9 protein-coding genes are annotated in these 14397 nt (G+C 71.9%); all 9 read left to right on the top strand.

The window, feature by feature from the left end; all coding sequences use genetic code 11:
• Nucleotides 1-125 precede the first annotated feature (125 nt).
• The 9 genes from AC1MFI_RS00135 to AC1MFI_RS00095 all read left to right on the top strand — a co-directional run bounded on the left by AC1MFI_RS00135 (nt 126) and on the right by AC1MFI_RS00095 (nt 14362).
• Nucleotides 126-1259 carry an RDD family protein gene (locus AC1MFI_RS00135; RefSeq protein WP_479818634.1) on the top strand — a complete coding sequence of 378 codons (1134 nt, stop codon included), beginning with the start codon at nt 126-128 and terminating at the stop codon, nt 1257-1259.
• Complete coding sequence (locus tag AC1MFI_RS00130; protein WP_479818633.1) at nt 1256-2209, top strand: PP2C family protein-serine/threonine phosphatase; 954 nt, start codon at nt 1256-1258, stop codon at nt 2207-2209. The genes AC1MFI_RS00135 and AC1MFI_RS00130 overlap by 4 nt, the downstream gene beginning before the upstream one ends.
• Nucleotides 2206-4185 carry an FHA domain-containing protein gene (locus AC1MFI_RS00125; protein ID WP_479818631.1) on the top strand — a complete coding sequence of 660 codons (1980 nt, stop codon included), beginning with the start codon at nt 2206-2208 and terminating at the stop codon, nt 4183-4185. The genes AC1MFI_RS00130 and AC1MFI_RS00125 overlap by 4 nt, the downstream gene beginning before the upstream one ends.
• Nucleotides 4182-5891: a protein kinase domain-containing protein gene (locus tag AC1MFI_RS00120; protein ID WP_479818629.1), complete on the top strand. Its 1710-nt coding sequence runs from the start codon at nt 4182-4184 to the stop codon at nt 5889-5891. Before AC1MFI_RS00125 ends, AC1MFI_RS00120 begins: the two co-directional genes overlap by 4 nt.
• An 11-nt stretch (nt 5892-5902) precedes the next feature.
• Nucleotides 5903-6610, top strand: coding sequence for a hypothetical protein (locus tag AC1MFI_RS00115; protein ID WP_479818628.1), 708 nt, complete (start codon nt 5903-5905; stop codon nt 6608-6610).
• A 9-nt stretch (nt 6611-6619) separates the two neighbouring features.
• Nucleotides 6620-11056, top strand: a complete 4437-nt coding sequence (locus AC1MFI_RS00110) for an FtsK/SpoIIIE domain-containing protein (protein ID WP_479818627.1) — start codon at nt 6620-6622, stop codon at nt 11054-11056.
• 175 nt (nt 11057-11231) lie between these two features.
• Complete coding sequence (locus tag AC1MFI_RS00105; protein ID WP_400483111.1) at nt 11232-11498, top strand: WXG100 family type VII secretion target; 267 nt, start codon at nt 11232-11234, stop codon at nt 11496-11498.
• Between the two features lie 96 nt (nt 11499-11594).
• Nucleotides 11595-12896, top strand: coding sequence for an AAA family ATPase (locus AC1MFI_RS00100; protein ID WP_479818625.1), 1302 nt, complete (start codon nt 11595-11597; stop codon nt 12894-12896).
• Nucleotides 12893-14362 (top strand): hypothetical protein, encoded by a 1470-nt coding sequence (locus tag AC1MFI_RS00095; protein ID WP_479818623.1) that lies wholly within the window; start codon nt 12893-12895, stop codon nt 14360-14362. The genes AC1MFI_RS00100 and AC1MFI_RS00095 overlap by 4 nt, the downstream gene beginning before the upstream one ends.
• The last annotated feature ends 35 nt before the right edge of the window (nt 14363-14397 follow it).

Here is a 14397-nt window from a genome sequence, read left to right as displayed (position 1 = left end):
CGGAGTGTCCGCGCTGCGCGGCGTCCCTGCCCCCGGGCACGCTCTACTGTGTTCACTGTGGCAACAGGACCGGGCATCGGGCCGGTCGGGAGCCGGCGCCGGCCGGGGGAAGCAACGGGGTAGGGATGGCCCAGCAGGGACTGAGGGACGCCGCCGCGTCCAGACGCCTGGTCGCGAAACTGGTGGACGTGCTGCCGGCCGCACTCCTCGGCGGTGTCCTCACGGCAATCGGCGTGAGCACCATCGAGACGCAGCAGGTCTCCGCCGTCAGCCGGCAGGTGGACCTCACCGGATTCCTCGTATTCCAGGGCATCGGCTCGCTGCTGTCCCTCGCCTACGGGATCCTCGTCTGGGGATGGGAGGCCAGGACGGGCCGGACGCCGGGCAACCTCCTGCTCGGTCTCCGCACCACCGGCGAGGACGGTCATCCGGCCGGGTGGCTCGCCATCTTCGTCCGCGGTCTGCTCGTGGCCGTGGCCGGCCTCGTCCCCGTGGTCGGCACCGTGCTCATGCTCGTGTCCAACGTGTTCGATCAGGACGGCAAGAAGCAGGGCTGGCATGACAAGGCCGCGCACACGCGCGTCTTCGACGTCAGGTCGGGACGCAACCCGCTCGAGACCGGCGGCATCGGCGGGCCCGCCTCCTTCGCGCCGGCTGAGCCCGTGCCGGCACTGCAGCCCGTGCCGTCACCGGTCCCGGGCCGGTCCCCGAACCAGGTCGACGACCAGCCCGTCGGCTCTGCGCCGCACCAGCTCCCGGCCCGGCCGGCCGGGGGGTCCGCCCCGTCGACCCCCGTCCTCCAGGCCCAGCCGGCGGCCGTCGGCAGGGGCAGCACCGCTCCGCCGGCTCCGGGCGTGGTGTCCTTCGCGCCGTCGGCCCACCCCGACGACGACGTCGAGCAGACGAGGGTGACCTCGGGCCGCGCCTCGGGACCGCTGAAGATCCTGTTCGACAACGGGCGCGAAGTGGAGCTGCGCTCGCAGGCGCTGATCGGCCGCAACCCCGCAGGGCAGAATGGGGAGATGATCGACCAGCTCATCGACTTCTCCGACCAGGGACGCTCCGTGTCCAAGACACACCTCCACGTTCGTGTGGAGGGCCAGGGACTGTGGATCACGGACCGGAACTCCACGAACGGCAGCGCGATCACCGCGCCGGACGGCCAGCGCACTGCCGTCCGTGCGGGCCGGACGCTCCTCGCCCAGCCGGGGTCCACCGTGCACTTCGGTGACCGCAGCTTCCTCGTGGTGCGCCCGTGAGTGTCCAGGGCGCCGCGGCGGGCCCGCCGCGCGACCTGCGCCTCGACTACGGATTCGCGACGGACCGCGGACTCCGCAGGGAACTGAACGAGGATTCCCTCATCGCGTCCGAGCCCATCTTCGCGGTGGCGGACGGCATGGGCGGGCATGAGGCCGGTGAGATCGCGAGCGGCATCTGCGTGCGCACCCTCGGATCCAGCCCCATCATCGGCCGGCACCTGCCGGAGTTCTCGGCGGCGGACCTCGAGGAACTCATCGAGGACGCCGACCAGGAGATCCGGCGGCAGACGGGCGGGCAGGCGGGAACCACGCTCACCGGCGTCGTCCTGGTACAGGAAGCGGGCATGCCCTACTGGCTGTTCTTCAACGTCGGCGATTCCCGCGCGTACCGCCTGAGCCAGGGGCAGTTCGGGCAGATCTCGGTGGATCACTCGGAAGTCCAGGAGCTCGTGGACGTCGGCAGCATCTCACCGGAGGAGGCGCGCACGCATCCGCGCCGGCACGTCGTGACCCGGGCCCTCGGAACCGGTGACGACGCCGAGGCCGACTTCTGGCTCATGCCCGTGGAGGAGGGCGACCGCATCCTCGTCTGCTCGGACGGCCTCAGCGGCGAGGTCACCGATGACGGCATCTACGCTGTCCTGAGCACCGTGCGCGACCCGCAGCAGGCCTGCGAGGAGCTCGTCGAGGCGACGCTCCGCTCCGGGGCACGGGACAACGTGACCCTGATCGTCGTCGACGCCAGCGGGGTGGGCGAGGAGGCGGAGATGCGGACGACGTCGCCGCGCGGCGGCACCTTCGCGGCCGATGTCGGCCACGCCGTCGTGACCGGCAAGCCCCCCGTGCAGAGCGACGACGTCCCGCGACCGGCAGGCTCGCACGCCGTCCTGCCCACGGACGTTCCGCGCGGTCACCAGGGGCAGCCGGAGATCCCGGGGGAACGGCCATGACGGGCGGTCCCGCCCCGGTCCAGCATCCCGGACGCGCGGCACCGACCTACGCCTACACGCCCGGCGACTGGACCCTGCTCGCCCGTGGCGGGATGCTCGCGGCGGTGCCCCACGGAACGGACGAGGCCAGGGTGCAGGCGTTGTGGGAGGCCATGGCCGACGACGCCGGCGTCGCGACGCTGCTTCCCCTCCTGAGCGGGGGATTCGGCGCCGGGCTCGCGGCGATGCCGCCGTTCGCCGTCGCCGCGACGACCAGCGGGCTGCACGTCATCCTCAGGGGAGCCGTCCGGCTCACGGTCACCGGACCGACGGGTTCCAGCACCTTCACCGGAGAGCGCGTGACCACCTGGACCGAGCATCTGCTCGACGAGGGCAGCTTCTCCTCCTTCACGCTCACGTGCGGACCGTCGGCCGGTTCGGCGCCGTCGCTGCCGCTCGCCGTGGGCGCCGTCCTGGCAGCATCGGTGACGGCACCGGGCATGTCACCGGACGCAACGCCGGGCGTGACGGCGGATGGGACATCGGGTGCGACGCCGGAGGTGACATCGGGTGCGACGCCGGACGCGCTGGTCGCCGAACCGGAACGCCTCGGGGCCATGGACCCCGAACTCGAGGCCGAGCCCTCGCCCGCGGTCGGCGGACGTGACGTCGACGGGGTGCGCCCGGACGCCGCCGGTCCCGCCGAGGCGGACGACTCCGCGACGATCAACCCGGGTCTCTACCTGACGAGCGTGCCGGCGGACGTCGCCGACCCCGGCGTCGTCTCCGCCGCGGAGCCCCTGGCGCCGGCGACGGATGTTCCGGCGGCGCGCCCGCAGGGGGGCGATTCGCCAGGAGCGGGCGCGTCCGAGGACCCGCAGGGTGATGACGCAGCAGGACGGCGAGGGGAGAAGGACCGGGTCCAGGGCCACGACGGCCCCACCGGGAACGGCTTCGCGCCCGCCGTGGAGGAGGACGGCACCTCGGGCATCGGTTACGACCACCTGTGGGACCAGACCGTGGCCCGCCGTGTGGAGGACGCGGCCGTCCGTGAGGCCGACGACGCTCCGACGGTCGGCTCCGCGCCCGGTCCGTCCACTGCCGGTCCGTCCACTGCCGGTCCCTCATCGGGAGACGTCGTCGCACCAGCCCCGGAGTCCGACGCGGACAACCCCGGGAAGCCGGCACCCGACGAGCCGGCACAGGTGCAGGCGTCCGTGGAACCGGCCACCGCACCACCCACGGTCCTGATCGACTCCGTACCCTGGTCGACAGGCCGGTCCGCCCCCGCAGGCGCGCCGGAACCCGCGGGCTCCGCGCACCCGGAGCCCCGCGCACCGGCGTCGGCCCCGTCGCTGTCCTCGAGCCCGTCGCTGTCCTCGACCCCGTCGCTGTCCTCGACCCCGTCGCTGTCCTCGACCCCGTCCACCGCGCCGATGCTGGGTGACCACGACGGGCAGACCGTCATGCGCAGCCAGCTCCCGGAGGCTCCTGTGGCACCGGAACCCCCGGCACCCGCCGAGCGGGCAGCGGGCACCGGTCCGCTCGTCCTCGCCCGGCTGTGCCTCGCCGGTCACGCCAATGCGCCCACCAGCTCCGCGTGCACCATCTGCGGAGGCACGCTGCAGGACGAGACGCAGCAGGTACCCCGGCCGGGCCTGGGTGTCATGAGGATCTCCACGGGCGAGGTCGTCGACCTCGACCGCTCGGTCATCGTCGGCCGGCAGCCCTCGGTCTCCCGCGTCCAGGGCCGGGAGATGCCGAAGCTCGTCCAGGTGCAGTCGGCGTCCGGTGATATCTCCCGCTCCCACGTCGAGGTCCGGCTCGACGGCTGGCACGTGCTGCTGTGCGACCTCAAGGCCACGAACGGCACGGTGCTGATCCGCGACGGGCAGCCCCCGCGCAGGCTCGGCCAGGGCGAGACGGCCTTCCTGCTCGACGGCGACATCGCCCAGCTCGGCGACGACGTCTCCCTGCGGTTCGAGGACCTGCCGTGAGCACCAGGCGCGCTGCCGCACCGCCGCCGTCGATCCCCGGGTACCGGTACGTGAGCCTGCTCGGCTCCGGCGGCTTCGCGGACGTGTACCTGTACGAGCAGGACCGCCCGCGCCGCCAGGTCGCCGTCAAGGTGCTCATCTCGGACCTCAGGACGGACGGTGCCCGGAAGGCGTTCGAGTCCGAGGCCAACCTCATGGCCCAGCTGTCCTCCCATCCCTACATCGTCACGATCTACGAGGCGGACACCACCGCCGAAGGCCACTCCTACCTGGCCATGGAGTACTGCTCCCGCCCGAGCCTCGACATCCGGTACCGGCGGGCACGCCTCTCCGTCGCCGAGACGCTGACCGTGGGCATCCAGGTGGCGTCCGCCGTCGAGTCCGCGCACCGGGCCGGTATCGCGCACCGCGACATCAAGCCCGCCAACATCCTCGTGACGGACTACAACAGGCCCGCGCTGACCGACTTCGGCATCTCCGGCACCATGGAGACCAGCGGTACGGACGAGGACCAGGGCATGTCCATCCCCTGGTCGCCGCCCGAGGCCTTCCACGGCGGGGGGATCGACGGCGTCAAGGTGGATGTCTGGGCGCTCGGCGCCACGGTCTACACGCTGCTGGCCGGCCGCTCGCCCTTCGTCTTCCCCGGCATGGACAACTCGCAGGCGGCCCTCATGGACCGGATCGCGAGCATGCCCCTGCAGCGCACCGGGCGCGAGGACGTCCCGGATTCGCTGGAGCTGGCGATGGCGACCGCGATGTCGAAGCAGCCCGGCTCACGCTTCGAGTCCGCCTACTCCTTCGCCCTGACCCTGCAGCGGATCCAGACCGAGCTGGGGTACGCGGTGACACCGTTCGAGGTGCTCGACGACGCCCCGCTGCAGCTCGGCGGGGACGACGCCGGCGCCGAGGAGACCCGAGTGCGGCGGGTGGTGTCCATCGACCCAGAGTCCACGACCTTCGCGCCCACGTTCCCGAACGCGCCCTTCCCCGACCGGGACGCGACCGGCCGCACGGGCCCCACCGGCTTCATGGGATCCGCCGCTTCCACCGGCGCGGGCGCCGTGGGCGCCGTCGGGCCGCACGCCCCTGCCTCCTCGCCGGCAGCTCCCTCACCGGCACCCGCCCCGGAGTCCGCCGGTACGGGCTGGGGCGAGCGAACGGTCCTGAGGGGAACCGGCACGGCCTCCGAGGACGCGCTGCGGCTCGACACGACGATGCACCGTCCCGCGTCGGGCGGCTCGACGGCGGTGGAACCGGCCGATCCGGCAGCAGCGCCCACGCGGCGACGGCGCCTTCCCCTGCTCATCGGCGTCGGCGCGCTCGTGGTGCTCGGCACCGCGGGCGGGGTCGCCGCCGTCGTCCTCGGTGGCGACGGCGGGGAACCTGCGCCGCCCGTGGGACTGACGCAGCCGCCGTCGGACCCGATGGCGGGCCTGGAGGGGAACGTCCCTGCACCCGAGGGCCTCACGGGCGTGCCGCAGGGCAACGACATCGCCTTCTCGTGGGCCAACCCGGATCCGCAGGACGGCGACATCTACCGCTTCCGCACCGTGACGGTGCAGGAGGCGGGCGAGTGGATCAGGACCCAGCAGCTCTCGGCGACGGTGCAGGCCAACCCGTCCGGCACCACCTGCGTCGACGTGCAGCTCGCACGCAGCAACGGGACGGCATCGGAGCCAGCCCGCAGCTGCTACCCGGAGTAGAGAGGAACACCTTGGGGGAACTCGCAATAGATTTCTGCGGTGAATGGCACGAGCCCGCGGAGGACCAGGTCTTCGACATCGGCAGGGAGGGCGACCTCGAGGTCGATGACAACCCGTACCTGCACCGGAAGTTCCTGCAGATCGAGCGCCAGAACGGCATCTGGTGGCTCAACAACGTGGGCACCATGCTCTCGGCGACGGTCGCCGACACGAGCGGTGGAATGCAGGCCTGGGTGTCGCCCGGTGCCCGGATCCCGCTGGTCTTCGGGCAGACCCGGGTGGTCTTCACCGCAGGACCCACCACCTACGAGTTCGACGTCCACCTGCAGACGCCCGCATTCCGCCAGGAGAGCCGCGGCGCCGACAGCGCCGGAGACACGACGATCGGACCGGTGCGGTTCACCGACGCGCAGAAGGCGATCATCGTGGCGCTCGCCGAACCGATGCTCCGCCGTGAAGGCACCGGATTCAGCGCCATCCCGTCCTCCGCGGAAGCCGCGCAGCGCCTGGGCTGGGCCCTGACGCGCTTCAACCGCAAGCTCGACAACGTGTGCGACAAGCTCGACCGGGTAGGCGTCGCCGGCCTCCGCGGCGGTGGCGGGAAGCTCGCCACGAACCGGCGCGCCCGCCTCGTGGAGCACGCCATCACCTCGCACCTGGTCACTTCCGACGACCTCCACCTGCTGGACACCATGAAGGGCACATCCGATGACGAATAGCCGGCACGCATGAAGCTTCGCCTGACCCTCCGGCGCGAGCCGGAACCGGCCAAGGACCTCGCCGTCACCGTGGACGGCCTCGCGACCGTCAGCGACGTGGCCCGCGAACTGTACGCCTCCGATCCGGGCCGCGCGGGGGCAGCCGTGCCATCGGACCTGTCCCTGACGGTCGACGAGTCCTATGTGGCCGGCGGCATGCGCGGACGCACGCTGGACCCGGACCGCAGCCTGTTCGAGTCCGGCCTGCGCCCGGGCTCCACCGTGACCATCACCCAGGTCAGCGACAGGTTCGACCTGCCCGGCCAGGACCGCGGACCCTCGGTCGCCACGCTCCGCGTGCTCGCCGGGCCCGACGCCGGCAAGGAGTTCTCCCTGCCCGTCGGCGCCAGCTACCTGGGCCGCGACCGCAGCGCCGACATCCGCTTCTCGGATCCCATGATGTCCAAGCGCCACGCACGCATCAACGTGTCCGACACCATCGAGATCATCGACACCAACTCGGCCAACGGGCTCCTGATGGGCGGCACGAGGATCAACCGCACCCCGCTGACCTCCGCCGACGAGGTCACGCTCGGCGACACGACGGTCAGCATCGTCTCCCTCGGCCGTGCAGGGGCGGGGGAGTCCACCAATCCGCTCGTCGAGTTCAACCGCTCCCCGCGCGTCGTACCGTCCTTCGTGGTTCCGCCGAAGACGCCGCCGGCCGGCCCGAAGCGCCCGCAGCCCCAGCGCTTCCCCTACATCATGATGGCTGCGCCGCTGCTGATGGGCATGGTGATGTTCGCCGTGACGCGCAGCCCCTTCAGCGCGCTGTTCGCTGTCATGATGCCGCTCATCCTCGTCGCCAACCATGTGGACCAGCGCAACAATGCGCGGCGCGTGTTCCGGGAAGCCGTGGAGCAGTACAGGGGCGCCATGGAGTTCTTCCGGAAGGACATGGACCGCCTGCAGCGCGTCGAGCGCGCGGTGCGGGAGGCCGAGGCGCCGTCCGTCGCCGAGACGGTGGACGCCATCTACAAGCTCGGCCCGCTCCTGTGGACGCACCGGCCGGAGCACGCGTCCTTCCTGACGCTGCGCTTCGGCACCGGCACGGCGCCGTCGCGCGTGGAGATCCGCGAACCGTCCGCCAACGACACGCTCGCCGAGTACGCGGAGGAGATCGCGGCCGTCGTCGAGCGCTACACGAGCCTCGACGACGTCCCGATCGTCGCGAACCTCTGGCTTTCCGGAGCGCTCGGCCTCGCCGGTACGCGCGGCGTGGTCGACGACGTCGCACGCGGCCTCGTCATCCAGGCGATCGGCCTGCATTCGCCCGCAGAACTCGTGCTGACCGCCCTCACCTCGGTCGAATCGAAGGCGCGCTGGAGCTGGCTCCAGTGGGTGCCCCACGCCGGTTCGGTCCACAGCCCTCTGTCCGGCGACCACCTCGGCGCAGGGCCCGCCGCCGGTGCGGCCCTGCTCTCCCAGCTCGAGGACCTGATCGCGGCCCGCTCAGGCCGGCGCACGGGCGCCGGCCTGCGTGGCGCGCTCGAACCCCAGGACATCGACCTGCCCGCACCCGTGGTCCCGAGCGTGCTCGTGGTGGTGGAGGACGACGCCTCGGTGGACCGAGCCCGCCTCACGCGCGTCGCGGAACTCGGCGCCGACGTCGGCGTGCACCTCCTCTGGATCGCCACGTCCGTGCCCGCGCTTCCCGCCGCGTGCCGCGATTTCCTCGCCGTCGACGGCGAGAGTGCCAACGTCTCCGGGCAGGTACGCCTGGGCCGGCTCACCACGCCCGTGAGCTGTGAGAGCGTGGACGACGCCCTCGCGGTCCGGCTCGCGCGCATGCTCACCCCGGTGATCGACGTCGGTACCCCGGTGGACGACGAGTCGGACCTGCCCCGAGCGGTGTCCTACGTGGCGCTCGCCGGCCACGACCTGATGGAGGCGACGGCGGCCGTTGCCGACCGCTGGCAGGAGAACAACTCCGTGGCCGCGTCGGCGGTGCCGAACCGGAAGCACCAGGGGTCGCTGCGCGCCCTCGTCGGGTCCAAGGGCGTGGAGCCGATGTACCTGGACCTGAAGGCGGAGGGCCCGCACGCCCTCGTGGGCGGCACCACCGGTGCCGGGAAGTCCGAATTCCTGCAGTCCTGGGTGCTCGGCATGGCCGCGGCGTACAGCCCCGACCGCCTCACGTTCCTGTTCGTGGACTACAAGGGCGGCGCGGCCTTCGCGGAGTGCGTGAACCTGCCGCACAGCGTCGGCCTCGTCACGGACCTCTCGCCGCACCTCGTCCGCCGGGCGCTGACCTCGCTGCGTGCCGAGCTCCACCACCGGGAGCGGCTCTTCAACCGCAGGAAGGCCAAGGACCTGCTGGCCATGGAGCGCGAGGCGGATCCCGAGACACCGCCGTCGCTCGTCATCGTGGTCGACGAGTTCGCGGCGCTCGCCCGCGAGGTCCCCGAGTTCGTGGACGGCGTCGTCGACATCGCGGCCCGCGGCCGGTCCCTCGGACTGCACCTGATCCTCGCCACGCAGCGGCCCGCCGGCGTCATCAAGGACAACCTGCGGGCCAACACCAACATGCGCATCGCCCTGCGCATGGCGGACACGGACGATTCGGAGGACATCCTCGGCGATCCCATGGCCGCCTACTTCAGCCCGACCATCCCCGGCCGCGGCGCCGCCAAGACCGGCCCAGGGCGCATCCAGGGCTTCCAGACCGGCTATGCGGGCGGCTGGACCACCAGTGCACCGGCGCGGCCCCGCATCGACATCGTCGAGATGGACTTCGGTTCCGGCCCGGCCTGGGAACGCCAGGGCGTGGAGGAGGCCGAGGAGGTGGGTGGGCCCAACGACATCTCGCGCATCGTGGCGAACGTGTCGCAGGCCGCGATCGAGCTGGGGATCGCGCCGCCGCGCAGGCCGTGGCTCGCCGAACTCGCCTCCGCCTACGACTTCTCCAAGCTACCGAACCCCCGCACCGACGAGAAGATGCTGTTGGGCGTGGCCGACGACCCCGCCAACCAGGCCCAGCCGACCGTCTTCTACGCCCCGGACACCGACGGCAACATGGCGTTCCTCGGCGCCGGCGGCTCGGGCAAGTCGGCGGCGCTGCGGACGCTCGCGATCGGCGCGGCGGTCACCGTGCGCGGCGGGCCGGTGCAGGTCTACGGCATCGACTGCGCCTCGAACGGCCTCCAGATGCTCGACCAGCTGCCGCACGTCGGGGCCATCCTCGACGGGGAGGATTCCGAGCGCATCGGGCGGCTGCTGCGGTACCTTCGCGGCATCATCGACGAGCGGGCGGCCCGCTTCGCCGAGGTGCGCGCCGGTACCATCACCGAGTACCGCAGGCTGGCCGGCCGGCCGGAGGAGCCCCGCATCCTCCTGCTGGTCGACGGACTGTCGACCTTCCGCGAGAACTACGAGTTCAAGGGCTCGGCGCGCCACTTCGAGCTGTTCCAGCAGATCGCGACGGACGGACGGCCCACGGGCGTCCACGTCATCGTGACGGGGGAGCGGACCAGCGCGCTGCCGCCGTCACTCGCGGCATCCATCCAGCGCCGCATCGTCCTGCGGCTCGCCGGCAAGGACGACTACGCCATCCTCGGCGTGCCCAAGGACGTCCTGTCGATGACGTCACCGCCCGGGCGTGCCCTCAGCGACGGCCAGGAGCTCCAGCTCGCGATCTTCGGCGGCAACGCGAACCTGGCACTGCAGGCGCGGGAGGTGGAGAGGCTCCGCGACGCGATGCTGCGGCAGGGCGTACCGCAGGCTCCGGGCATCCTCAGCCTGCCGGAGTCGATCGACCTCGACGTGCTCCCGGCCGGCACGCCGGGGAACGCCGTCATCGGGGTCGACGACGCCAACCTCGAACCGGCGGCGATCGCCACCCGCGGCGGGTTCATGGTGAGTGGTCCGCCCGGCGCGGGACGCACGGTGGCACTGGTGACCCTGGCCGCGGCCCTCGAACGATCATCGCCGCGGACCCGGCGCATCTACCTCGGGGCCCGGAAGTCCTCGGTCGCGTCCCTGCCGGTCTGGGACGAGGCGTATGCGACACCGGCCGCCGTCCAGCCCGAGCTGGCACGCCTGCTGGCGCTGACCACGGAGCCCGACGACGCCGTCGCCTTCTTCATCGAGGGCGTCACCGAGTTCACGGACTCGCCCGCCGAGCTGGAACTCTCCACGCTCGTGAAGGCAGCCATCAAGGCGAACCAGTGGGTCGTGGGGGAGGCCGAGACCTCCACCTGGTCGAGCGCCTGGAATCTCGCCGGCCCCTTCAAGTCGGGCCGGCGAGGGCTCCTGCTCAATCCCGGCGAGATCGACGGCGACACCCTCCTGAGCACCTCGGTGGGTCGGACGGCGGGGAACAGGTTCATCCCGGGCCGTGGGTACGTCATCGGCAGGGGCAAGGCGTATAAGGTTCAAGTTGCCACCACGACGGGCGGCGCGTCCTAGGTCTCGGACGCGCCGGCAGGGCCCGCTGGTGGGCGCCTGAGCCCCTCATGGGGAGGGCTCCCCATCGACACTCCCGGGGGGCTCGCATAGGTTTCACGTAGTTGCCCGGCCGGACGGACCGGCGGGGCAGCCGGTACCGGGAACACCGGACCGGCACACATGGAAGGTGGGGACGATGAGCAACATCACGCACGGTAACAACCCTCAGGAGATGCAGGAACTCGCAATGCTCCTGACGCAGAAGTCGGAAGAGATCAACCAGATGGTCAACCAGCTCACCACCAAGCTCGGTTCCACCGGCTGGGAGGGCCCCGACGCGCAGCGCTTCCGCAGCGACTGGGAAGGGCACCGTGCCAAGCTCACCGCCATCGCCTCCGAACTCGGCACCGTGAGCCAGACGGTCCAGAAGAACAAGCAGGACCAGGAAACCGCCTCGGCGTAGCTCCCACCGACTCCGCCACCGGCCCGCAGCTCCCGCTGCGGGCCGGTGGCGTTCCACGCGAGCCACCCGAACTGCAGACGAAAGGCGGAGCCTCCAGTGGCAGACGCAGCACATGATCCGATCGTGGCAAGCCTCCGCAGGGCGCTCGAGGTGAACCCGGGCGACGTCGTCCTGAGGCTGCACCTCGCGCAGACGCTCCTCACCGCGGGCGACGCCGCCGGTGCCATCGCCGAGGCGAGCGTCGCGCTGCAGACCGATCCGGGGAACCAGCAGGCGCTCGGAGTGCTCGCGGCGGGGGCGACCGCACTGAGCGCGCCCGCGGATCCTGAGGCTCCCGTCGAGTCCGCGGCTCCTGCTGCGGCCGCTGCCCATGCCGGGCCCACGGAGCCCGGCCCGTCCAGCGGATTCGACTGGGAGCAGGCCGAGCAGGAGGTAGGCAGCGCCGTGCCACCACCCTTCGTGGAGCGCGTCCCGCTCAGCCCGTCGGCCGACGACGACGCCGACGGAGCGCCGGTCGAGATCGCCCGCGAAGCCGTGACGCTGTCCGACGTCGGCGGCCTCGACGACGTGAAACGCCGGCTCGAGGAGTCCTTCCTCGCCCCGATGCGGAACGCCGATGTGGCGCGAGCCTTCGGGAAGTCGCTGCGCGGCGGGCTGCTGCTGTACGGGCCGCCGGGCTGCGGCAAGACGTTCCTTGCACGGGCGGTCGCCGGCGAACTGGGCGCTACGTTCATGTCGGTGTCCATGACCGACATCATCGGGGCCTACATGGGCGAGACCCAGCAGAACCTGAAGCGCGTCTTCGACAAGGCCCGCTCCCAGGCGCCCACGGTCCTCTTCATCGACGAGATCGATTCCATCGGCATGCGGCGCGGCTCCATGGCGGGCGGCGGTGCGGGCTGGCTGCGGCAGATGGTCAACGAACTGCTGATGCAGCTCGATTCCATGAGCGGCGACAACGACGGCCTGTACGTCCTGGCGGCGACCAACAACCCCTGGGACCTCGACGAGGCACTCCTGCGACCCGGCCGGCTGGACCGCTCCATCCTGGTGAGCCCTCCGGACACCAGCGCACGCGGCTCCATCCTGCGCCATCACCTCAAGAACCGGCCCATCGCCGGCATCGACGTCGAGCATCTCGCCTCGGCGACCGACGGGTTCTCGGGTGCCGACCTCGAACACCTGGCCGTCACCGCCGCAGAGAAGGCCATGATGGAGTCCATCGCACAGGGCGCGATCAGCCCCATCACGATGGAGCACCTCGGCGCCGCCCTCCGCGAGATCAGGCCGAGCACCGTCGCGTGGCTCGAATCGGCCCGCAACGTGGTGCGGTTCTCCAACGCGAACGGCCGCTACGACGACCTCGCAGCCCTGCTCGACGGGAAGAAGCACCGGTGAGCGAGGTCGTCGACCTCGACGTCCTGACCCACCGCTTCGAGATCCTCGCCGCCCAGCAGCGCGCCGGCGACGCGGTCGACCTGCTGGAGGCGCAGGCGGCGTACCACGGGGACGAACCCCTCTACTGGGCGCTCCTCGGGCGGGCATTCGCGATGGACCAGCGGTTCGTCGACGCCGAACACGCCGGGCGCCGGGCCGTGGAACTCGAGCCGAACGCTGCCGGGACGCAGATCACCCTGCTGCTCGGGCTCCTCGGCCAGCGCCGGGCCGACGAGGCCGTGGCACTCGCCTGGTACGTCGTGGAACAGCATGCCGAGGAGCCGGACGCCCACTACTGGCTCAGCCGGGCGCTCCTCGCGCGCCGGCGTGACCATCAGGATCTCGTCGTCGCCCACCAGGCCGCCCGCCACGCGCTCTCCCTGCAGCCTGATGCCGGAGCCTTCACGCAGGCGGCGCAGACCGCGTCGCTGCTCGACGACGACGGCGAGGCCCGCGCGCTGCTGGCCGCCGGCCTCGCCCAGTTCCCCCAGGACCGCGAGCTCCTCCTGCTCAGCGGGCGGATCAAGGGAGGGGAGAGGGTCGTGGGGCCGCGCGAGGAGATCGTCGGCGGGATCCTGAGGATGAGCCCCCTGAATGCGTCCGCGGAGGCAGACCTCGCCTCGAGCCCGCTGCGCTGGGTGCGCGAGCGCCTCTTCCTCCTCTGGTACCACGTCCTGGCGTTCGCGCTCCTCGCGGTGGTCCTGCTGCCGGTGCCCGTGCTGGTCGCCGTCGCCCTGATGGCAGCCGGAGTCCACGCCGCGCTGATCGTCCGGAGCTACAGGAAGCTGGAGGCGGTCCTCCCCGGAGGGTACCTGCGGGAGCAGCTCACGGATCCGGGGCGCGGCAGGAACAGCGCCGCGGCCGGCGTGGCGGCCGCTGTCCTGGTGCTCGTCGGCACCGTCCTCGCCGCCCTCCACCCGGAACGCGGCCCCGGCGTCGGTGACGGGATCCTCGTCCTGGCCGCCGTCGTCCTGGCCGGTGGGCTGTTGGCGGTCGAGCGTGCGCTGGCGCGCCTGTCCGTGGCAGGACGGCCCGAGGACCGCCGGCGGCAGGACTACCACCTCATCCGCTTCGGGGACAATGCGTCCTCCTACCGTCGCTACTGGCTGGCCGCCCTCGCCGGGATCATCCCGGTGATGGTCACGGCCAACACCGGGGGCGACGCGACGGCCGGTGCCGGGATGCTCGCCGTCGGGATCCTGTGGACCGTCAAGACCGTCGACCTGCTCGTCCATTCGCGGGCGGTGGCCGGCGGCGAGAACCCGTGGGTGACAGGCGCCGCGCTCAGCCAGGTGGGAAAGGGCCGGCAGCCCGTGCGGGGCCGGTTCCTCGGCGGCCGGTTCCTGCTGATCATGCTCTTCGTGAGCTTCTTCACCTGCTTCCTCGGATTCGGCGTCTTCACCGGCGGGTTCATCGAGGGCTCCTAGCGTCAGTGGCCCGTGTCAGGGGCGTAGGGCAAGAT

This window comes from Arthrobacter sp. BC5 (genome assembly GCF_056680255.1).
Note: the sequence above shows the minus strand (reverse complement) of the source record. Positions and strands in the feature narration are given on the sequence as shown.